This is a genomic window from Halomicrococcus pelagicus (assembly GCF_051917725.1).
GTDB lineage: Archaea > Halobacteriota > Halobacteria > Halobacteriales > Haladaptataceae > Halomicrococcus.
Genome location: NZ_JBQBLX010000009.1, coordinates 51,108 through 69,617 on the forward strand (window position 1 = coordinate 51,108; position 18,510 = coordinate 69,617).

Sequence of the window (18,510 nt, forward strand, 5' to 3'; positions counted from 1 at the left end):
CGTCAGGACTCCTCGACCGGCGAACCGAGGGCGTTCCGCTTCACGCTCTCGATGCCCTTCTTCGCGGCGCGCTTCGAGGAGTAGCCCTGTCCGCTGTCCGCGACGACGTTACCGTTCTGGTGTCGGAGCCGCCAGCGCCACGCGCCGCTTTCGTCCTCGTACACCTCGAAGGTGGCCTGTGCGGGCGGGCGGAACGCCTCGACGGTCGTCCCGTCGGCCTGCGTCACGGCGATGGGCCACGACGCGGGTTCGGCCGTCTCCTCGACGTTGCCGGCGAGGCTCCGGTCGCTCTCTCGAACGCGCCCGACGGCCTGGCGAACGTAGTTCGCGGCCGTCGTCCCGTAGCGCTCGACGATGCCGGAGGCGAGTGCCGTCGAGAGGTCGCGGTCCAGCAGCGGTTCGCCGTCCCGCGAGAGGACGACGCGACGACCCTGCAGTTCGACGCCGGCGTCTGGGTCGGCCCACTCCCCTTCGGCGTCGCTCCGGCCGTCACGACGGTACTCCAGGTCGACGGCCAGCCGGTCGAGGCTGCCTTCGTCGGTTGCGACGGCGGCGGTCACGCGCAGGTTCGGACGAACGACGACGCTGTACTCGTGATCGGGTTGCACAGCCGGATTTGGGTGCGGGACGGTATGAGTCTGTTTGCCAGCGGAACTCGCGGTTTGCGTGGAGACGAAAGTTTACAACCCCCGACGACCGAGAGGGACGTGTGCTATCAGGGCTTCTCGCCGCGTCTGCGGACGCAGCCACAGGTGGAGTCGTCCTCGACCTGTTCGGATTGCAAGCGGCCGTCGAGACCGCGACTGGCTGGCTCGGTCTGGTCATCATCGGCGTCTACTCGTTTCTCATCGCGTTCATCCTGCCGCTGCCGAGCGAGGTGGTCCTCGCCGCCCCGCTGGACCTCGGACTGGGGCAGTCGCTCCGACTGGGAACCATCATCCTCGTCAGCGGGGCCGGCAAGGCGGTCGGGAGCGTGTTCGCGTTCCACATCGGGCACGAAGCCAAGCAGTCGGGGCCGGTCATCCGCGCACTCCAGCGCTCGCGGTTCGACGTGGTCGAGTGGTCGGAGAAGAAGACGGTCGCGATAGCCAGGAAGTGGGGGTACGTCGGGCTGGCGATGGCGCTGTCGGTGCCGTTCTTCCCCGACACGCTGTCCATCTACGCGTTCACCATCCTCGAAGAGGACTACGTGAAGTTCGCCGCCGCGACGTTCGTCGGGAGCGTCGGCCGACTGCTCGTCACCGTGGGTGCCGGGGCCGCCGTCTTCGCCGTCTCCTGACCCGCGAAGTCGTCGGGAACGCGGCGGCGCGTACGTTTATCCCGGATGACGGACCAAACGTCGGGCGTGACCGAAACGACGGCGGTATCGAAAGACGGCGGAGGGGTCTCGATGCAAAGACAACGCTTAAGCGACGTCCAATCTACCATAAAAGTACGATTATGGGCGTTATAGAGGACGTGTACGGGGACCTCGACGCCGACGTCTCTCTGGAGGAGTTCCGGGAAGCGGTCGAGGACAAAGTCGACCAGATGGGTGGACTGGCGGACGAAGAGACCGCCGCGATGCTCATCGCCCACGAACTCGACGAGGACGAGGTGAACGGGGTCGCCGACGTCGAACCTGGCATGGAGGAGGCGAAGTTCGTCGCGAAGGTCGTCAGCGTCGGCGACGTCCGGACGTTCGAGCGCGACGGCGAGGACGCCGAGGACGGCCACGTCCTGAACGTCGAGGTCGCGGACGAGACCGGCTCCATCCGCATCTCCCTGTGGGACGAGCAGGCGCAGGCCGCGAAGGAGGAACTGGAGAAGGGCCAGGTGCTCCGGATCAAGGGCCGCCCGAAGGAGGGGTACAACGGTACCGAGGTCTCGGTCGACAAGGCCGAACCGGACGAGGACACCGAAATCGACGTCCAGGTCCAGGACACCTACGCCGTCGACGACCTGTCGCTGGGCCTCTCGGACGTGAACCTCCGCGGGAAGCTACTGGACACGGACACGGTCCGCACCTTCGACCGCGACGACGGCTCCCAGGGGAAGGTCTCGAACCTGACCGTGGGCGACGAGACGGGCCGCGTCCGGGTGACGCTCTGGGACGAGCGCGCCGACCTCGCCGAGGAACTCGACCCCGGCATCTCGGTCGAGGTCGTGGACGGATACGTCCGCGAGCGCGACGGGAGCCTCGAACTCCACGTCGGTAACCGCGGCGCGGTCGAGGAGATAGAGGAGGACGTCGAGTACGTCCCCGAGAGCACCGACATCGCCGACCTCGAACTCGGCGACACCGCCGACGTGGCGGGCGTCGTCAGGTCGGCCGACCCCAAGCGCACGTTCGACCGCGACGACGGTTCGGAGGGCCAGGTCCGCAACGTCCGGATTCAGGACGACACGGGCGACCTCCGGGTCGCGCTCTGGGGCGAGAAGGCCGACCGGGAGATAGCGCCCGGCGACGAGGTCCAGTTCGCGGACGTCGAAATCCAGGACGGCTGGGAGGACGACATCGAGGGATCGGCCGGCTGGCAGTCGACCGTCACGGTCCTGGAGAGCGGTGCGGAGGTCGGCACCGCCACCGACGAATCGAGCGACGACGGCGGCTCCAGCGCGGGGCTCGACGCGTTCGGCGACGACGTCGACGACGGCGGGGACGGCGGGGACGACGCCGCGACTGTCGACGCGAGCGACGGCGAAAACGAGGACGGCGAGTACGTCGAGTTCACCGGGACGGTCGTCCAGGCGGGCAGTCCGGTCGTGCTCGACGACGGCGAGGAGACGGTGAGCGTCGACACGGACTCGGACGTCCACCTCGGTCAGGAGGTCACCGCCCGCGGCGAACTGCAGGACGGGCGACTCGACGCCGACGACGTGTTCTAGCTGTTGAACGGCTCTTCGTCGCGGTGGTTGTCGACGTTCTGCTCGTCGGCAGCGGCGTCTTCGCGGGCCTCGTTCTGTTCGACGTCGGTCTCGTCTTCCAGTTCTTCCTCGCGGGCACGTTCTGCCTCCGCTTCGCCCTCCTGGGTCTGTTCCTCGTCTTTCTCCTTCGCCATCGTTCGGTCGCGCTCGTGGTCGTCGGACATACTCGCGGATTGGGAGTGCATCTTCTTAGGCGTGCTGGCGGTCCCCCTCGTTGTGCGGTTTCCAGGAAACGACGGTAGGGAAAGATTAAGGACGACTGGCTTCCGCCTTTGGACCATGAGCGTTGAGCTTCCGTTTGCGCCGGTCGACACTATCATTCGACGGAATGCGGGGGAACTGCGGGTCAGTGCTGACGCCGCCGAGGAACTCGCCCGCCGCATCCAGCGACACGGGGCCGAACTCGCCGCCGGCGCGGCCGAGCGAGCGACCGCCGACGGACGGAAGACGCTGATGGCAGAGGATTTCGAGGTCGAACAGGTCGTCGACAAGGACGACCTGACGCTCCCGGTCGCCCCCGTCGACCGTATCGCGCGACTCGACATCGACGACGATTACCGGGTTTCGATGAACGCCCGCATCGCACTGGCCGACATCCTCGAGGACTACGCCAACAACGTGGCGACGGCGGCCGCGATACTGGCGCGCCACGCGGACCGCAGAACCGTTAAGGCCGAGGACATCGTGACGTACTTCGAACTGTTCGAATGAAGTTCGGCTACAGCGAGGTCTGCCTCGAACACGACACCGGCCAACGCCATCCGGAGAACCCGGATCGGCTGCGGGCCATCCGGAAGACGCTCTCGCGTCGGCACGGCGTCGAGTACGTCGAGGCCGACTCCGCGGACGAATCGACGGTGACCGCCGTCCACGACGCCGACTACGTCGAGGAGTTCCGCGAGTTCTGCGCCGACGGCGGCGGTAACTGGGACCCCGACACGGTCGCCGTCGAGGAGAGCTGGGACGCCGCACTCCAGAGCGCGGGCCTCGCTCGCTGGTCGGCCGAGACGGCACTGGCGGGCGAGGACGGCCGCGACACGCCGTTCGCCATCGGTCGACCGCCGGGCCACCACGCGGTCGTCGACGACGCCATGGGGTTCTGCTTCTTCAACAACGCCGCCGTCGCGGCCCAGTACGCCCTCGACTCGGGCGACGCCGACAGCGTCGCCGTCTTCGACTGGGACGTCCACCACGGCAACGGCACGCAGGACATCTTCGCCGAGGACGGCGACGTGCTCTACTGCTCGCTCCACGAGGACGGCCTCTATCCAGGCACGGGCGAGATAGACGAGGTCGGCGAGGGCGACGGCGCGGGGACGACGCTGAACGCACCGCTGCCCGCGGGGGCCGGCGACCCCGAGTACCGGACGGCGTTCGACGACCTCGTCGAACCCGCGGTCCGGTCGTTCGACCCCGACCTGATACTCGTCAGCGCCGGGTTCGACGCCCACCGCCACGACCCCATCTCCCGGATGCGCGTCTCGACGGAGGGCTACGGGATGCTCACCGCTCGGGTCCGAGACGTGGCCGACGAGACGGCGGCCGCGCTCGGATTCGTGCTCGAAGGCGGCTACAGCCTCGATACGCTCTCGGACGGCGTCGCGATGGTCCACGAGGTGTTCGACGGCCGCGACCCCGTCGTGCCGGAGGAGGACGCCGACGAGGACGTTCGCGACCTCGTCGACGAGGTCCGGGCGTCACACCCCATCTTCGACGGGGATAGCGACTAGGGCCGCGGGTCGAAGTAGCGAGCGAGTTCGACGCCGAACTCCCCGGCGAGGTCGGCCACGGCGTCGCCGCCGGCGAGCAGGTCGTACCCGTCCCGTAGCGCGTCCTCGACGTGCACGCCGAGAGCAGCGTCGAACAGCGCGTCGCTCTCCAGGAACGCGGTCGCGGTCGTGAACTCCCGGGGGCGCTCGACCACGTAGCGGCCGTCGTCGACGAACGGACCGTACGTGCGGTCGCCGGACTCCGGGTCGCCGTCGTCGTTCGCGTACTTCTCGTAGAATCCCGCGGCGTGCCGGCGGACGTGGACCGGCGGGCCCTCGTGGCGCTCGACTGCGGGGCGTTCGGCGACGCCGAGTTCGAACAGGAGGACGGCGGAGTCGTCGGCGAACAGGTCGGCGCGCAACACCTCGAACCCCCGCCGTTCGAGGGCCTCGCGGACGCCCGACAGCGACTTGTCCAGCTGGGGGTACAGCTGGTCCTCGACCACGTCCGGCGCGGGAAAGCGCAGCGCGACCGGCGTCGTCCCGCGGTCGGCGACGAACTCGCGCACGTCGGCGGGCGAGAGCGGGTCTGGCGACTCGGGGAAGAAGAGCGACTCCCGGGGGTCGTCCAGCAGTTCGCGGGCGTAGTGCTGGAGGCGCGCGAGGTTCGCCGCCGAGAGGACGGCCGCCACGTTGCGCTCGGGGTCGGTGGGGTCGACGACGACCAGCGGGTCGTCGAACTCCCGGGTGCCGTGGTCCTCGGGGTCGAAGCGAACCGGCGGCTGCCAGTCGACCGCCGCTTCGAGCAGCGGGCGGAGGCCGTCGTGTTCGAGGACGAGCAGTTCGGCCAGGAAGCCCGAGAATCCGCGCGTCCGGAGGTCGCTACCGTACGCGCCGATACCGGTGAGGAACTGCTTGAACACCCGGACGTCGTTCGCCAGGTCGTCGTCCAGGCGCGCTTCGAGGTACCGCGTGTGGAACGGCGTGCGGTCCACCGCCGACCGGATGTCGGTCGCGGACTCGACCCGGTAGCAGGGGACGAGGTCCACGTCGAACCCCTCGAACTCTCCCTTCACGTAGGGGTGTTCGGCGTACTCCTCGTGGCCGTCGGGGAGGACGGCGTGGCCGACGTCGAGGCCGTACGATTCGAGGTCGTCGCGGTCGCAGTCCGGCGGGAACCGCACGAACAGGTCGATGTCGCGGTCGCCGCTGAGCCACGTTCCGCGGGCGGTGCTGCCGACCTGGAGCACGTCCACCTCGACGGGCAGGTCGTCGACGGCCGACTCCGTGCGCTCGACGAGTTGCTCGACGACCGTCCCGAGGCGCGACCGCTCCTCGGCGTCCGGTTCGACGCGTTCTCGGACCGCCGCGACGACGTCCTCGAAAGCTGCCATTGCCCGAGCGTACCCCTTGATGCGGGGAAAGCGTGTCGATGCCGTCGGGTGAAAGCGAAAGCCCTATCAAACAACTGCGTCTATGAACGATTGCAACGAGCCGTCGTAGCTCAGCTGGTAGAGCACCACGCTGTTAACGTGGTTGTCCCAGGTTCGAGCCCTGGCGACGGCGCTTCTCTCGACGCATCATCGCCACGAGCGTAGCGGCCGTGAGGCGGCGACGGAACGCCGTCGCGCCCGGAGAAAGCCGGTAGGCTAAAGAGGAGGCGTCAAATACGACTACCTGAGCAGGGCCCTTAGCTCAGTCTGGTTAGAGCGCTCGGCTCATAACCGAGTGGTCGATGGTTCGAATCCGTCAGGGCCCATGGAGCCTGCGAGCGTCGGCGAGCAGTGCGGAACGGACCGCCGACGGATTCGAAGTAGGGAAGACGCAGCCAGCACAGGAAGCGAAGCGACCGAGCAGGACCGTCTTCGCGTGGTTCGAATCCGTCAGGGCCCATGGAGCCTGCGACGCCGGAACCGTTCCGGTCCGACGTCTTCTGCGAGGGAGTGTCTCGACGAGCGAAGCGTCCGCACGGAGAGCGGGCGCGACGAGCGGCGGGACGCCGAACCGTACGTCCGTCGCTCCCGGCCGACCAGCGGCAGCCAGACTCGCCTCGCTCGACGCGGACCGACGTGAATTTCTCCCGTCACTATCCCGCCGCTAGTTTTGTCCCCTGGCTGTCTCCTCGGCGGCCCGTCTTGCGTTTCGAGAGAAGAGGCCGAGACGTTTCGGACGAACGGCTCCAAGACGGCCGAATAGAGTTCGACGGCGATCCGGTGGAAAAGTAACCTCCCGAACCGTTCTCCAAAACTGGTTTAGCCATATCATAAATAAGTCGGTGGGGTCGGAAGGGAGTGATATGTCGATGTGGCGGCGGTACTCGATCGGAAATCTGGTGCGCGTTCTGCGCGACCCGCGTCTCCTCCGCGGGGAGACGCGACGACTTCGAGACGACGCCCTCGAACTCAACGCCCGGTGTTATCAGTTGCTGAACCGCGCGGAGCGCGTCGACGTGATGGACGAGGACTGGGACAACCTGGTCGTCCTCGACGCCTGCCGGTACGACATGTTCGAAGAGCAGACCGACATCGGCGACACCGTGACGAGCAAGCTCTCGCCCGGCAGCGAAAGCTGGGAGTTCATGCAGGAGAGCTTCGTCGGCCGGCAACTCCACGACACGGTCTACGTCACCGCCAATCCGCACACCTACAAGCTCCCCGACGACACGTTCCACGCCGTCGTCAACCTGCTCGACGACCACTGGGACGACGAACACCGGACCGTGATGCCAGAGACCGTGGTCGAGCAGACGCTCGCCGCGTTCGAGCGGTATCCCGACAAGCGCGTCGTCGCACACTTCATGCAGCCTCACTTCCCCTTCGTCGGCGAGACGGGCCAGGACATCGGTCACGCCGGCATCGAGATGCAACTGGACGCCGACGAACGGAGCGAGGAACCCCACCCGTGGAACGCGCTGTTCCACGGCGAGGTGACCGACGAGGAGACCGTCGTCGACGCCTACCGGGAGAACCTCGACGTGGTCGCCCCCCACGTCGAGACCCTCGTCGACCGACTGCCGGGGAAGTCGGTCGTCACCGCCGACCACGGGAATCTCGTCGGCGAGCGGACCTACCCGATTCCGCTCCGGGCGTACGGCCACCCCGGCGGACTGCACAAGCGCGAACTCATCGAAGTGCCGTGGGCGACCGTCGAGGCCGACGAGCGCCGGGCGGTCACCGCCGAACCGCCGGAAGCGCGCGAGGAGATTGACGAGGGCGTGATAGAAGACCGGCTGAAGAGCCTGGGATACCGGGAGTGAGAGCGGGCCGGGATTACGCCAGCGAGGCGAGACGCGCGACGTAGACGAGGCTGAGGACGTGGTCGTTGGTGTCCAGGTCGTCCGGTTCCTCGCCGTCGAAGCGGTCCACCTCGGAGAAGCCGTGCATGTACGACCGCAGGTCCTCGTGTGCCTCGGGGCTGAGCCAGTCGACGGACTCGTAGTAGTCGAGCGCGGCGTCGGTGTTCGCGAAGCCAGCTTTCTCGACGAGGAAATCGAGCCACTCGAAGACGACGACCTCCGCGCCGTATCGAGTCGGCAGGGATTCGAGATACGGTTTCTCCGGCAGTCGACCGGAGCTCATGAACTGCGTCTGGAGCTTCATCAGTTCCTCGCGCTGGCCGAGTCGGAACGCCTCCTCGCCCGACTCCTCGGGCACGTCCAGCGGCGGGTCCTCCTCGTCGGCCATCCTGCGGAGTTCACGCAGGTCGTAGTCGCCGGGTTCGACGGTCATCTCTGCTGTTTCGAATACAAGCTACCCGACCTATTTAACTCTTGGTACGACCCGAATCGAATGTAGACGGGAAATCGTCCGCGGAGGGGCGCTCTCACGGAACGCCGTGTTCCTTCGCTGTTATATCGCCGGTCAATGTCCTGCATGCCGTCCTGCAGGCCGTCTCGTCCGCTCCGAGCGGACGCGCCGTCCCCGCCTGCGCCCGGGTCCTCGACCGTCACGGGCGGAACTCCTGCTCCCAAAAGGTAACCATTATACTGCGCGGGGACCCGGGCTAGGATATGCAACGACGTGCAGCGGGAGTATACGTCGCGGTCTTTCTCATCATCGCTGCCGGGGCGTACTCGCTCATCGGGGCCGCCCAGGAACCGACTATCGAGGTCGACAACCCACAGAAGACGCTCGAGAGCCAGGGACAGAACGTCACCGTCGACGGCCGACAGTACAACGTCACGTCGCTCGGCGGAGGGTCCGCGGAGGTGGCGTGGACCAACCAGTCGGCACGCTTCAGCAAGACGCTGAACAACAACACGACGGTCCAGTACCAGAACGAGACCCGCCGAGTGGTCATCCCCAACACGTCCGACCCCAATCGGGCGACGCTCCGCGAGGTACAGAACCTGAGCAACGACACCCAGACGGTCACCCAGAACAACGAAACGTTCGTCGTCACCAACGGAAGCCAGGGTAACAAGACGCTGGTGCCCGTCGACGAGTACAAGCGCCAGCAGTTCGGCGAGCCGAACACCACCACGCTCCGACAGGGCAACAATTTCCAGTTCGCCAACAACTCGACGACGGTCGCGAACATCACCAACCAGTCCGTCGTCCTGCAGTGGACCGCTCCGCAGTCGAACACCGTCTCCATCAGCGACGGTAGCACCGTCACGCTCGGGCCGAACAACAAGCGATTCGTCGCCCACGCCGAGAACGGGAAGATGTTGCTGTCGACGAACGTGAAAGCCTACAACGACCAGCGGAGCGAGATAGCACACTTCAACGAGCGCATCGCGGGCCTCTGGGGCGTCACCATCATCAGCTTCCTCGCGGCGGTCCTGCTGGGGATGCTCGGCTACCTGCCCAACAAGGGCTGAAAACGACTCCTCTACTTCTGCGCCGCGAGCCACGCCAGACCAGCGCCGATGCCGACGGCCGCGAGCGCGCCGAAAATCTGTCCGGCAGCGAGGACGAGGCTACCGGACTTGTAGGCCCACGGCGTCCCGACGAGCGTCGCGATGCCGACCAGCGCGAGGAAGACGCCGACGGCGGTTCCGAGCGATCCGAGCGAGTCCGAAGCGAAACTGTTCATGTCGATGCTGTGAGCGCGGGCGACTTATAATCCCTCCTGAACTGTGCCGTCGTTTTTCCGGGGGTCGGCGTCGGCGGTGAGGACGCTCTCCGGACTCCGTCGGTCGTTCGAGGTCACTCCCTCTCGTCGCGAATCGATTCAACCCAGTCGTCGATTCGGTAGTCCGTCGCCCAGTTCGTGTTCGGTGAAGGCTTCTCGGGCTCTTCTACGCGGAGGCCCATCGTCGTCGTCGGTGCCGCCGCTATCGGCACTACGAAACCGTCCTCCAGCTCCGGCGAGTAAACCGCAAAGACGTCGATCTCTCCGTCGTACCCCTCTTTTTCGATTTTTCGAGTCAGTGTGCCGGAGCTCCGAGTCTCGAACCGAACGCACCCGTTTTCCAGTCGTCCCGTCTTCACCTGAATCCGGTAGAACTCCCCGGCCGCTTCGACTGCGAGGTCGTATCGCTCGTTGTCACCGAACGGTTCCAGCACGGTCAGACCGCGGCGAACCAGTTCGAAGACGATGGCCGCTTCGCTTCGCTGGCCACGTTCCTTCGGATGAACGTCGTCGCCCATATAGTCACTATCGACTATTTCGGTATAAAATTACGGACGGTTACGTATCGGAAAGAGCCGTCCCTCGCCTCGCTCCGGTCGCCCACCGACCGTTCACGGAGCCACCGTTGCCGCTTCACCCTCACGATTTGCGTCGCTCGCCGGGTCTATGGTCCGGAGAAGCGGGCCGGGAGGGATTTGAACCCCCGACCGTCTGGTGTCTTCCACAACCATCCGTCGATACGGCGCGGGTGGGTCGTGTTAAAAGCCAGACGCTCTGCCTAACTGAGCTACCGGCCCTCATCGGGAATTGTGAGTTCGTACGGTTAAACGTTTACCATTCCCGAGCGGACGGGGGCGATACCCGCAAACGAACTCCTTTTGAGTCCGGGAACCCCAGTTCCCTCCATGGCGACCGAACAAGCGTCCGAACAACGAGCGGCCCACCTGCGGAGCGTCACGGTCACGGCGATAGCAGCCCTGGCCGGCATCGCCGCGGGCGTCGCTTCCGCGTCCGTCGTCGGGACGACGAACGCGGCGGCAAGCGACCAGATGGGTCTGGCCATCGTGCTCGGATTCACCGTGGTCCAGCTGCCGCTCGTTCGCGCGCTCGGCTACGAGCTCGACGGCGCGAAAGATTACCTGTACGTGGCGTTCATGACGTTCTCGCTGTGGTTCATCACGTGGGGCATTCTGCTGACTAACCACGTCCAGGTGTAACCATGGCGGACGACAGTATCGCGGTCGTGGACCTGGAGCGCTGCCAGCCCGACCGCTGCAACTACGAGTGCAAGAACTACTGTCCGCCGAACCGGACCGGCAAGGAGTGCATCACGCTCCGCGGTGAGGACGCGGACGACGGCCAGCCCGACCAGATCGAGATCAGCGAGGAGATCTGTCTGGGTGAGACCTGCGGCATCTGCGTCGAGAAGTGCCCGTTCGACGCCATCGAGATCATCAACCTGCCCCAGGAGCTCCAGGACGACCCCGCCCACCGCTACGGCGAGAACGCCTTCTCGCTGTACGGTCTGCCCGTCCCCCAGGAGGGCCAGGTCACTGGCATCCTCGGGCCGAACGGGAGCGGGAAGACGACGGCCGTGCGGATTCTGGCGGGCGAACTCGCGCCGAACCTCGGCCGGTTCGGGGAGCCGCCGGACTGGGACGCGGTGCTCGAACGCTACCGCGGGACGGAGCTCCAGGACTACCTCGCGGACGTGCGCGACGGCGACGTGACCGTCGCGCGCAAGCCCCAGTACGTCGACAAGATTCCGGACCGGTTCGACGGCAACACCGCCGAACTGCTGGAGCCGACGAACGAGCGGGGCGCGCTCGACGACCTGCTCGAACGGCTCGACATTGAACACGTCCTCGACCAGGACATCGACAGCCTGTCGGGCGGCGAACTCCAGCGCGTCGCGATAGTGGCGTGTCTCGCCCGCGACGCCGACTTCTACTTCCTCGACGAGATAACGCCGTACCTCGACATCAGCCAGCGCGTCGCGGTCGCGCGCCTCGTCCAGGAGATGGCGGAGGAGCAGGACCGGTCGATGCTCGTCGTCGAGCACGACCTCGCCATCCTCGACCTCGTCGCGGACAACCTCCACGTCGCCTACGGCGAACCGGGCGCGTACGGCGTCATCACGTCGCCGAAGTCGGTGCGCAACGGCATCAACGAGTACCTGCACGGGTACCTCGACAACGAGAACATGCGCATCCGGCCGAATCCCATCGAGTTCGAGGAGCACGCGCCCCGGGTCGCGACCCACGCCGACGTGCTCGCGGAGTACCCCGACCTCTCGAAGTCGTACGGCGAGGACGAGTTCGGTCTCGACGTGGAGGGCGGGACGATTCACGAGAACGAGGTGCTGGGCGTCGTCGGTCCGAACGGCATCGGGAAGTCGACGTTCGCCCAGCTGCTCGCCGGGCGACTCGAACCGGACGAGGGCGAACTTGACTTCCGGCTGGACATCTCCTACAAGCCCCAGTACATCGAGATAGACCAGCCGATGCGCGTCGACGCGTTCCTCTCCTCGCTCACGGACGACTTCGGGTCGTCGTACTGGAACACCGAGATAGCGCAGCCGCTCCAGTTAGAGAGCATCATGGAGCAGAACCTCACGGACCTCTCGGGCGGCGAGCGCCAGCGCGTCGCCATCGCGGCCTGCCTCTCCGAGTCCGCGGACCTCTACCTGCTCGACGAGCCGTCGGCGTACCTCGACGTCGAACAGCGCGTCCGCGCCACGCAGGCCATCCGCCGGTTCGCCGAGATGCAGGACGCCACCGTGCTCGTCATCGACCACGACATCTACATGATCGACCTGCTGGCGGACCGCCTGATGGTGTTCGACGGCGAACCCGCAGAGCACGGTCACGCCGGCAAGCCGAAGGGGATGCGCGAGGGGATGAACGACTTCCTCTCGAACCTCGACATCACCTTCCGCCGCGACGAGAACGTCGGCCGCCCGCGCATCAACAAGCCGGGCAGCCAGCTCGACCGCAAACAGAAGACGGAAGGCGAGTACTACTACACCTGACCCGACCGCGACCGGCCGCGGTCGGACGACGTTCGACTCTTCTCGGAGCGCTCGACGCGATTCGTCGCCGGAGTTCGGTCAGTGTCGCACGTCGGCCAGCGACTCCCGGACTGCGACGCCGAGCGTGTGTCGGAAGCCGGGACTGAGCGCGACCAGCGCCACGCCGTACGCCGCGGCCCCGGTCCCCACGAGCACGCCGAGGTCGACCCACGACCGGACCGGGAGCGCGCCGCGGGCGGCGGAGGCGACGGCGAAGGTGACGAGGCTCGCACCGACCTGCGCCGCCATCGGCCGGGAGACGGGCGCGAACGCGGTCACCGACGACCACAGGAAGGCGACCGCCCCGGCGTACCGCAGCGCTTCGGCGACGACGGTGGCGGCGACCACGCCGATGGCCCCGAACCGGAGCGTCAGGACCACGCCGAGTACGACGTTCACGGCGAGCGCGACGGCCGAGAGTCCCATCGCCACGTCCGGTCGGTCGAGGCCGTTTATCGCCTGCAGGAGCGGCCCCGTCTGGGTGCGCAGGATGCGGTACAGGGCCAGGCCGACGAGCAGCGTGGCCGCGTTCCGGTACGCCGGGCCGTAGACGGTGACGACGAGGGGGCGAGCGAGCGCGACGGCTCCGGCGAGCATCGGGAACGCCAGCAGGCCGGCGTACGCGACCGTGTTCGACACGTCCTGGCCGACGCCCTCGCCGTTGGCCGCACGCCCGCTCACCTTGGCCATCAGCCCCCGGCCCGCCACGTCCGCGACGAAGACGGCGGGCATGGTGAGCATCCACGCCACCTCGTAGAAGCCGGCGGCGGCGGGTACGAGCAGGTAGCCGAGCAGGAGCAGGTCGAGGCGGTCGTAGGCGGTGCCGAGCGCCGACGACGGAACGCTGTAGCGAGCGTAGTCGGCGAGGCTGCCGAGGAACGCCCGCGAGGGCAGTTCGGGGCGAGCGGCGACGAAGTAGGAGACGACGGGGAGGGCCAGCAGCGAGGCGGCCGCCAGCCCGTACACCATCCCGGCCGCGCCGACGAGGGAGACGAGGGCAATCTGCAGGGGCAGGGTCAGCACCGAGCGCAGGGCGTCGATCCACGTCGCGACGCTGATTCGCCCGCGACCCTGGACGAGGCTCTCGACCGTCTCGTAGGTCGACTCGCTGGCGAGCAGGAGGACGGCGAGCAGGGGCGCGGCGGCCAGCCCGGTGTAGTCCGCGAGCGCGTCCCCGGCGAGCAGCGCGGCGACCCCGGCGACCCCGACCCAGCCGAGGTCGAAGAGCAGTTGCGCACCGAACGCGGGCGACCGGAGCGCGTCGCTCTCCGAGAGCCGCTTTTTCGCCGCGAGCGACCAGCCGTTCATCGGGCGGTCCGCGAGCTTGACGACCGCCAACAGGAGGTAGACGCCGCCGAACGCCGACGGGCCGAGCCAGCGAGCGAAGATTATCGTCCCGGCGAAACCGACGGCGGCCATCGCGAACTGCGCTATCGCACCGCCGAACGTCTCTCGGCTCAGGCTGACGTCGGCCGCCTCGCTCCGTTCGTCGTCCGCCACGGTCTATCCTTTCTCCGGCACGGGTTTACGTTCTTCCGTCACGGCGTCGCACCACCGGCTCAGGCGTACCCGAGGTCGCGCAGTTGCGCCTCGACCGCCTCCGAGACGGCCACGTCGTCGCTGACGTCCCGGCGGTCGAGGTCGGCGACGAGCGCGTCGATGCGTTCCCGCGGGTCGTCGAGGTCGCCCTCCTCGCGGAAGCCGTCGGGCGTCTCCCAGCCGTAGTAGCCCGGGGCGGCCAGCGCGTGGAGTTCCCGGTCGAGCGCCGCGGCGTCGATTCCGTCCCGGGCGAGCGCGGCCCGGTGGCGGTCGGTCAGCCCGTGGTACTCGACGAGCCAGTCGCGGTCGTCCGGACCTCCGAGCAGGTCGCGACCCCGTGAGTCGCCGTCGAGGTCGGCCAGTTCGAGCACCGTCCGGTGGACGTCGAGCAGGCTCACCGTCTCGTGTCGTTCGCCGCCGAGACCGTCGCCGGAGATGCAGAGCGGAATCCGCGTGATCTCGGGGGCGAGCCCGCAGAGGTGCTCCCAATCGCCGCGCTCGCCGAGGGCCTCGCCGTGGTCCGAGAGGGTGACGACGTAGTCGAACTGCTCCCGGAGCGCCGCGAATATCTCGCGGTAGCGGTCTGAGAGGTAGCGCACGCTGTCGTCGTACGCCCGCCGGACGCGGTCGGGGTCGGCGACCGGTTCGCCCAGCGTCGCGCGGAGGCCGTTGAGTTCGGGCGGTTCGACGGTGCGGTACTCCTCGGGCGGGTCGTAGGGCGTGTGGGCCTCCATCAGGTTGACGAAGAGGAACTCCTCGTCGCCGAAGTCGGCGTCGCGGACGAACGCCAGGGCCTCCTCGGCCCCGTCGTCGCGCGTCGACCGGCCCCAGCCGAGGTCGCGGAGTTTGAGGAGCGCGCCGCGCTTCAGCGAGGGGACGGTCGCGCAGTCGCCCGCCAGCACCTCCTTCAGCGCGAGCAGGTACCGCTGGGGTCCCATGTCGTCGGTCTCGACGATGAACCGGTCCCAGTCGAAGCTGTTCTCCGCGAGCGCCCGGAGCCGCCAGCTACCCTCGAACTGGTCGAACCCCCGGTGGAAGTCGAACGGTTGGGAGACGTTGACGTTCGCGCTGAACGCCCGCGTCGCGTACCCCGCCGCGCCGAACCGCTCGGCGAGGACGGGGTCGGGGCAGTCGAGCAGTTGCGCGCCGGCGTAGACGCCGAGTTCGCTGGCGTACCGGCCCGCGAACAGCGAGGCGTGGGCCGGCACGGTCCAGTGGCTCGTGGAGTAGGCTTGCTCGAACCGCACGCCTGGAAGCCAGTCGAAGTGCTCGTCGAACGCGTCCTTCCGGAGGGTGTCGAGGACGACGACTGCGACGTTCATGTGTACCCGAGTGCGTCGAGTCGTTCGGAGACCGATACGTCGGCGCCGTCCGCGTTCGCCGGGGCCGGTCGCGCGAGGTCGGGGTCGTGGTCGCCCGTGTCGCGGGCGCTCGTGACGACCCACGGAACCTCCCGGAGGGCGCGGATGGGCACCCTGTCGGGGTGGCCGTAGACGCCCCACTCGCCGAAGGCGTTGCCGTGGTCGGCCGTGAGCACGACGCGGTCGGCGTCGACGCTGTCGAGCAGGAGCGCCACGTCGTCCAGGACGTACCGGAGGTTCGCCCGGAACGAACGCCACACCCGGTCGCCGGAGAGGTCGCCGCGCCGCAGTCGCTCCCAGACGCCGACCCGGTCGCCGAACTCGTCGCGGCTCATCGCGCCGCCTGGCAACGGGTCCGGCAGCGACGGGAAGTGCGGTTGCATGTAGTGGACGACCAGTCGTTCGGGGTCGCGGTCGCGGGCCGCGGCGACGGCCCGGTCCGTGACGGCGCGGGCGGGGACCGTCCCCCTGTCGTCGTCCCAGGCGTCGCGCCACACCTCATCGAGCAGGGCGAACTCGTCGGCGTCGAGGTGGTCGGCGGAGTTCGGGTTCGCGGTGACGTGGACGGTGTCCGAGCAGTCCCGGTCGCCGAAGTTCGCCCGCATCCACTCGTCGGAGCGGGTGCCGGCCGACTCGAACCGGCCGACGCGACCGACGAACGCGTACTCGTCGGCGACCTCCCGCATCAGGTCGACCCGGCACCCGTCGAGGACGACGAGGACGTCCCACTCCCTGTCGTAGACGGACTCGCCGTAGTCGGTGCGCTCGCCGACGCGCCGGAGCAGGCCCTTGTAGAACTCGTAGGCCGACTTCTCCGCGCCGCTCCAGCCCTCCGCCCGGACGCGCTCGCCCGTCTCGACGAGCCAGTCGTGCAGGGTCACGAGTTCCCTCCCGCGTACCGAACCCGGTCCACGGCGTCCCAGAACCCCCGCCGCCAGAGCCAGTCGTTGACCCGGCCGAGCGCGGTGTCCGGGACGATGCGCTCCTCGTAGCGTCGGGGGTACTCCCGCCGGAGGCGCGCCTCCTTCTCGTCGTCGATGCTCGCCCGCGGGAGGTCCGGATGGACCATCACCATCTCGTTGTCGTACCGGCACGGACCCCGGTCCTCCATTCGCCAGCCGAACTCGGTGTCGTCGCGCCAGCCCGCGTACGCCGACCGGAAACCGCCCGCGGCGAGCGCGGTCTCGCGGTCGACGGCGAGATTGCAACCGACGTACAGTCCGGTACCGCGGTAGGTGCGGCCGCCCTCGACGCGGCCCTCGACGCAGACGACGTCGCCCGCGAGCGCGTCCCGGACGCGGGCGAGCCACTCCGGCGGCGGTCGGCAGTCGTCGTCGGTGAGCGCGACGATGTCTGCCGTCGCGGCCTCGATGCCGGCGTTGCGCGCCTCGCAGATGTCGAGGTCGGCGTCGTCGACGACCAGCACCTCGAACTCCTCGACGGTCCCTTCGCGGAGCGCGTCGACGACGGCGTCGTGGTCGTTCGCCGGCACCGTCGGAATCACGACGGAGACGTCGGGGTCAGCTGACGTGCGGGGTTTCCGTATCATCTACGTCGACCGCGGCGCGCTCGGTGGCGGCGTCCGCGTGGGTTCGGTTGACGACGGTCACCAGGTCCTCGGCGAACGTCTCGTAGTCGTATCGGCCGGCGAACCGCTGAATCTCGTCGGCGTCGAACGCACCGGGGTCGAACCGGCGGACCGTCTCGCGCAGGGACTCGACGGTGGGTTCGAACCGGAGGCCGGTCGTCCCCTCGACGACCTGGTGGCGGGTGAACCCCTCGTTCACGCCGAGCAGGGGTTTGCCGGCCGACAGCGCCTCCGCGCCGACGAGACCGAAGTCCTCGTTCCGCGGGGCGTAGACGACCGCGGTGGCGCGGGCGACGAGCGACTCCACGTCGTCGACGTAGCCCAGAATCTCGACGTTGTCGTGGCCGGCCGCCATCGCTTCGAGTTCCTCGCGCTGCTCGCCGTCGCCGGCGACGAGCAGACGCTCGTCCAGTCCCGCGAACGCCTCGACGACGAGGTCGATGCGCTTCTCGGGCGCGAGCCGCGACCACGTCACGAAGTAGCCGTCGTCGCCCTCCGTTCGCCAGTCGCCGGTGACCGGCGGATAGACGACGGCGGCGGTACGGTCGTAGTAGCGCTGGATGCGGTCGGCGACGAGTTCGCTGTTGGCGACGAAGCGGTCGACGTAGTCGTTGCCCTCCTTGTCGAGCGCCCGCCAGAGTTTCGCGTACGCTCGTATCGCGAATCCGATGCCGGGGTAGTCCAGCGCGGCGAGTCGGTCGCGGAAGAGGTCGTACAGCCATCGCGGCGGACTGTGGGGGTAGTGGATGATGGTCTGGTCCACGTCGGGCACGTACGACTTCGACAGCGGCGCGCTCTCCAGCAGCACGTCGTACTCCGCGAGGTCTTCGTGGGCGTCGGTCAGGTCGAGCGAGACCGACAGCGTCTCGAAGGGGTTCATCCCCTCGTTCTGCCACTCGAGGAGTCGTCCGGAGAGGCCGCTGGTGTACTTGTCCTGGCGCACCGGGACGACCCGAACGTCGTCCGGCAGGTCCGTCCCCGACGCGACGTAGGTCGTGTAGATGGGCGCGTCCAGCACTCGCGCCGCCTCGATGGCGAACCGCTCGCCACCGCCCATGCCGGGGAACCGGTCGTGCAACACCGCCGCGGAAACGTCCTCGATATCCTCTCTCATTGCCCAATCCGAACTTGACGGTAGTACACCATCTCCACTTATAAATTGAATGTAGTATTAGAAATTGAATCAGGGTGTTAGGTCTAGTTCCTGGTATTTCCAGTGCCGGTGGTCGACCTCTCGAATGCGGGGCCGCAACGCCCTAC

The 18,510-nt window shown here is 67.9% G+C and carries 19 protein-coding genes and 3 tRNA genes; 10 read left to right on the forward strand and 12 right to left on the reverse strand.

Annotation, left to right across the window (positions count from 1 at the left end; genetic code table 11):
* Positions 1-2: 2 nt before the first annotated feature.
* Entirely contained in the window at positions 3-608 is a 606-nt protein-coding gene (locus tag ACTF4R_RS20315; protein ID WP_440010322.1) for an HVO_2922 family protein, read from the reverse strand.
* 101 nt (positions 609-709) lie between these two features.
* Between ACTF4R_RS20315 and ACTF4R_RS20320 the strand changes: the two genes are divergently transcribed.
* Positions 710-1,279, forward strand: coding sequence for a YqaA family protein (locus ACTF4R_RS20320; protein WP_440010323.1), 570 nt, complete (start codon positions 710-712; stop codon positions 1,277-1,279).
* 161 nt (positions 1,280-1,440) lie between these two features.
* Positions 1,441-2,868, forward strand: a complete 1,428-nt coding sequence (locus ACTF4R_RS20325) for a single-stranded DNA binding protein (RefSeq protein ID WP_440010324.1) — start codon at positions 1,441-1,443, stop codon at positions 2,866-2,868.
* On the opposite strand, the gene ACTF4R_RS20330 is transcribed toward ACTF4R_RS20325, so the two are convergent.
* Complete coding sequence (locus ACTF4R_RS20330; RefSeq protein ID WP_440010326.1) at positions 2,865-3,071, reverse strand: hypothetical protein; 207 nt, start codon at positions 3,069-3,071, stop codon at positions 2,865-2,867. The two genes, ACTF4R_RS20325 and ACTF4R_RS20330, sit on opposite strands and share 4 nt — an antisense overlap.
* A 115-nt stretch (positions 3,072-3,186) precedes the next feature.
* Here ACTF4R_RS20330 and ACTF4R_RS20335 point away from each other — a divergent pair, with 115 nt between their 5' ends.
* Both ACTF4R_RS20335 and ACTF4R_RS20340 read left to right on the forward strand, forming a co-directional pair.
* A complete protein-coding gene (locus ACTF4R_RS20335; RefSeq protein WP_440010329.1) occupies positions 3,187-3,618 on the forward strand; it encodes a histone in 432 nt (143 codons plus the stop codon).
* A complete protein-coding gene (locus ACTF4R_RS20340; RefSeq protein WP_440010331.1) occupies positions 3,615-4,637 on the forward strand; it encodes a histone deacetylase family protein in 1,023 nt (340 codons plus the stop codon). Before ACTF4R_RS20335 ends, ACTF4R_RS20340 begins: the two co-directional genes overlap by 4 nt.
* Here the strand turns inward: ACTF4R_RS20340 and cca are convergent.
* A complete protein-coding gene (gene cca / locus ACTF4R_RS20345) occupies positions 4,634-6,010 on the reverse strand; it encodes a CCA tRNA nucleotidyltransferase (RefSeq protein ID WP_440010333.1) in 1,377 nt (458 codons plus the stop codon). The genes ACTF4R_RS20340 and cca overlap by 4 nt on opposite strands.
* A 99-nt stretch (positions 6,011-6,109) precedes the next feature.
* Between cca and ACTF4R_RS20350 the strand changes: the two genes are divergently transcribed.
* The 3 genes from ACTF4R_RS20350 (at position 6,110) to ACTF4R_RS20360 (ending at position 7,872) form a co-directional block, all read left to right on the forward strand.
* A tRNA-Asn gene (locus ACTF4R_RS20350) sits at positions 6,110-6,182 on the forward strand.
* A 118-nt stretch (positions 6,183-6,300) separates the two neighbouring features.
* Positions 6,301-6,375: transfer RNA gene (locus ACTF4R_RS20355), tRNA-Ile, on the forward strand.
* Between the two features lie 537 nt (positions 6,376-6,912).
* Positions 6,913-7,872: a hypothetical protein gene (locus ACTF4R_RS20360; RefSeq protein ID WP_440010335.1), complete on the forward strand. Its 960-nt coding sequence runs from the start codon at positions 6,913-6,915 to the stop codon at positions 7,870-7,872.
* Between the two features lie 13 nt (positions 7,873-7,885).
* Here the strand turns inward: ACTF4R_RS20360 and ACTF4R_RS20365 are convergent, their stop codons facing one another.
* The gene (locus tag ACTF4R_RS20365) at positions 7,886-8,344 is read right to left on the reverse strand and encodes a FlaD/FlaE family flagellar protein (protein WP_440010338.1); all 459 of its coding nucleotides are present in this window, start codon (positions 8,342-8,344) and stop codon (positions 7,886-7,888) included.
* A gap of 281 nt (positions 8,345-8,625) precedes the next feature.
* Here ACTF4R_RS20365 and ACTF4R_RS20370 point away from each other — a divergent pair, with 281 nt between their 5' ends.
* The gene (locus tag ACTF4R_RS20370) at positions 8,626-9,438 is read left to right on the forward strand and encodes a hypothetical protein (RefSeq protein ID WP_440010341.1); all 813 of its coding nucleotides are present in this window, start codon (positions 8,626-8,628) and stop codon (positions 9,436-9,438) included.
* A gap of 11 nt (positions 9,439-9,449) precedes the next feature.
* Here ACTF4R_RS20370 and ACTF4R_RS20375 read toward each other — a convergent pair whose 3' ends face one another.
* From ACTF4R_RS20375 to ACTF4R_RS20385, 3 genes are all read right to left on the reverse strand, one after another.
* The gene (locus ACTF4R_RS20375; protein ID WP_440010343.1) at positions 9,450-9,653 is read right to left on the reverse strand and encodes a DUF8123 family protein; all 204 of its coding nucleotides are present in this window, start codon (positions 9,651-9,653) and stop codon (positions 9,450-9,452) included.
* Positions 9,654-9,766: 113 nt separating this feature from the next.
* Positions 9,767-10,210: a group I intron-associated PD-(D/E)XK endonuclease gene (locus tag ACTF4R_RS20380; RefSeq protein ID WP_440010345.1), complete on the reverse strand. Its 444-nt coding sequence runs from the start codon at positions 10,208-10,210 to the stop codon at positions 9,767-9,769.
* 162 nt (positions 10,211-10,372) lie between these two features.
* Positions 10,373-10,489, reverse strand: a tRNA-Lys gene (locus ACTF4R_RS20385).
* Between the two features lie 108 nt (positions 10,490-10,597).
* Between ACTF4R_RS20385 and ACTF4R_RS20390 the strand changes: the two genes are divergently transcribed.
* Together ACTF4R_RS20390 and ACTF4R_RS20395 are read left to right on the forward strand one after the other, a co-directional pair.
* Positions 10,598-10,909 carry an EMC6-like membrane protein gene (locus tag ACTF4R_RS20390; RefSeq protein WP_113279169.1) on the forward strand — a complete coding sequence of 104 codons (312 nt, stop codon included), beginning with the start codon at positions 10,598-10,600 and terminating at the stop codon, positions 10,907-10,909.
* A gap of 2 nt (positions 10,910-10,911) precedes the next feature.
* Positions 10,912-12,723 carry a ribosome biogenesis/translation initiation ATPase RLI gene (locus ACTF4R_RS20395; RefSeq protein WP_440010348.1) on the forward strand — a complete coding sequence of 604 codons (1,812 nt, stop codon included), beginning with the start codon at positions 10,912-10,914 and terminating at the stop codon, positions 12,721-12,723.
* A gap of 78 nt (positions 12,724-12,801) precedes the next feature.
* Here the strand turns inward: ACTF4R_RS20395 and ACTF4R_RS20400 are convergent, their stop codons facing one another.
* From ACTF4R_RS20400 to ACTF4R_RS20420, 5 genes are read right to left on the reverse strand one after another with little or no spacing between them, the layout of a single operon-like run.
* Positions 12,802-14,262 (reverse strand): oligosaccharide flippase family protein, encoded by a 1,461-nt coding sequence (locus ACTF4R_RS20400; RefSeq protein WP_440010349.1) that lies wholly within the window; start codon positions 14,260-14,262, stop codon positions 12,802-12,804.
* 59 nt (positions 14,263-14,321) lie between these two features.
* A complete protein-coding gene (locus tag ACTF4R_RS20405; protein WP_440010351.1) occupies positions 14,322-15,623 on the reverse strand; it encodes a sulfatase-like hydrolase/transferase in 1,302 nt (433 codons plus the stop codon).
* Positions 15,620-16,543, reverse strand: a complete 924-nt coding sequence (locus ACTF4R_RS20410; RefSeq protein ID WP_440010353.1) for a hypothetical protein — start codon at positions 16,541-16,543, stop codon at positions 15,620-15,622. Before ACTF4R_RS20410 ends, ACTF4R_RS20405 begins: the two co-directional genes overlap by 4 nt.
* Positions 16,540-17,211, reverse strand: coding sequence for a glycosyltransferase family 2 protein (locus tag ACTF4R_RS20415; RefSeq protein ID WP_440010354.1), 672 nt, complete (start codon positions 17,209-17,211; stop codon positions 16,540-16,542). Before ACTF4R_RS20415 ends, ACTF4R_RS20410 begins: the two co-directional genes overlap by 4 nt.
* Complete coding sequence (locus ACTF4R_RS20420; RefSeq protein WP_440010357.1) at positions 17,183-18,364, reverse strand: glycosyltransferase; 1,182 nt, start codon at positions 18,362-18,364, stop codon at positions 17,183-17,185. Before ACTF4R_RS20420 ends, ACTF4R_RS20415 begins: the two co-directional genes overlap by 29 nt.
* Positions 18,365-18,510 lie beyond the last annotated feature (146 nt).

Bases quoted from the DNA above. Each gene is read 5' to 3' on its own strand.
- ACTF4R_RS20325 (WP_440010324.1), top strand. From the start codon at position 1,441: ATGGGCGTTATAGAGGACGTGTACGGGGACCTCGACGCCGACGTCTCT.
- ACTF4R_RS20330 (WP_440010326.1), bottom strand. From the start codon at position 3,071: ATGTCCGACGACCACGAGCGCGACCGAACGATGGCGAAGGAGAAAGAC.
- ACTF4R_RS20335 (WP_440010329.1), top strand. From the start codon at position 3,187: ATGAGCGTTGAGCTTCCGTTTGCGCCGGTCGACACTATCATTCGACGG.
- ACTF4R_RS20340 (WP_440010331.1), top strand. From the start codon at position 3,615: ATGAAGTTCGGCTACAGCGAGGTCTGCCTCGAACACGACACCGGCCAA.
- cca (WP_440010333.1), bottom strand. From the start codon at position 6,010: ATGGCAGCTTTCGAGGACGTCGTCGCGGCGGTCCGAGAACGCGTCGAA.
- ACTF4R_RS20360 (WP_440010335.1), top strand. From the start codon at position 6,913: ATGTCGATGTGGCGGCGGTACTCGATCGGAAATCTGGTGCGCGTTCTG.
- ACTF4R_RS20365 (WP_440010338.1), bottom strand. From the start codon at position 8,344: ATGACCGTCGAACCCGGCGACTACGACCTGCGTGAACTCCGCAGGATG.
- ACTF4R_RS20370 (WP_440010341.1), top strand. From the start codon at position 8,626: ATGCAACGACGTGCAGCGGGAGTATACGTCGCGGTCTTTCTCATCATC.
- ACTF4R_RS20375 (WP_440010343.1), bottom strand. From the start codon at position 9,653: ATGAACAGTTTCGCTTCGGACTCGCTCGGATCGCTCGGAACCGCCGTC.
- ACTF4R_RS20380 (WP_440010345.1), bottom strand. From the start codon at position 10,210: ATGGGCGACGACGTTCATCCGAAGGAACGTGGCCAGCGAAGCGAAGCG.
- ACTF4R_RS20390 (WP_113279169.1), top strand. From the start codon at position 10,598: ATGGCGACCGAACAAGCGTCCGAACAACGAGCGGCCCACCTGCGGAGC.
- ACTF4R_RS20395 (WP_440010348.1), top strand. From the start codon at position 10,912: ATGGCGGACGACAGTATCGCGGTCGTGGACCTGGAGCGCTGCCAGCCC.
- ACTF4R_RS20405 (WP_440010351.1), bottom strand. From the start codon at position 15,623: ATGAACGTCGCAGTCGTCGTCCTCGACACCCTCCGGAAGGACGCGTTC.
- ACTF4R_RS20415 (WP_440010354.1), bottom strand. From the start codon at position 17,211: ATGATACGGAAACCCCGCACGTCAGCTGACCCCGACGTCTCCGTCGTG.
- ACTF4R_RS20420 (WP_440010357.1), bottom strand. From the start codon at position 18,364: ATGAGAGAGGATATCGAGGACGTTTCCGCGGCGGTGTTGCACGACCGG.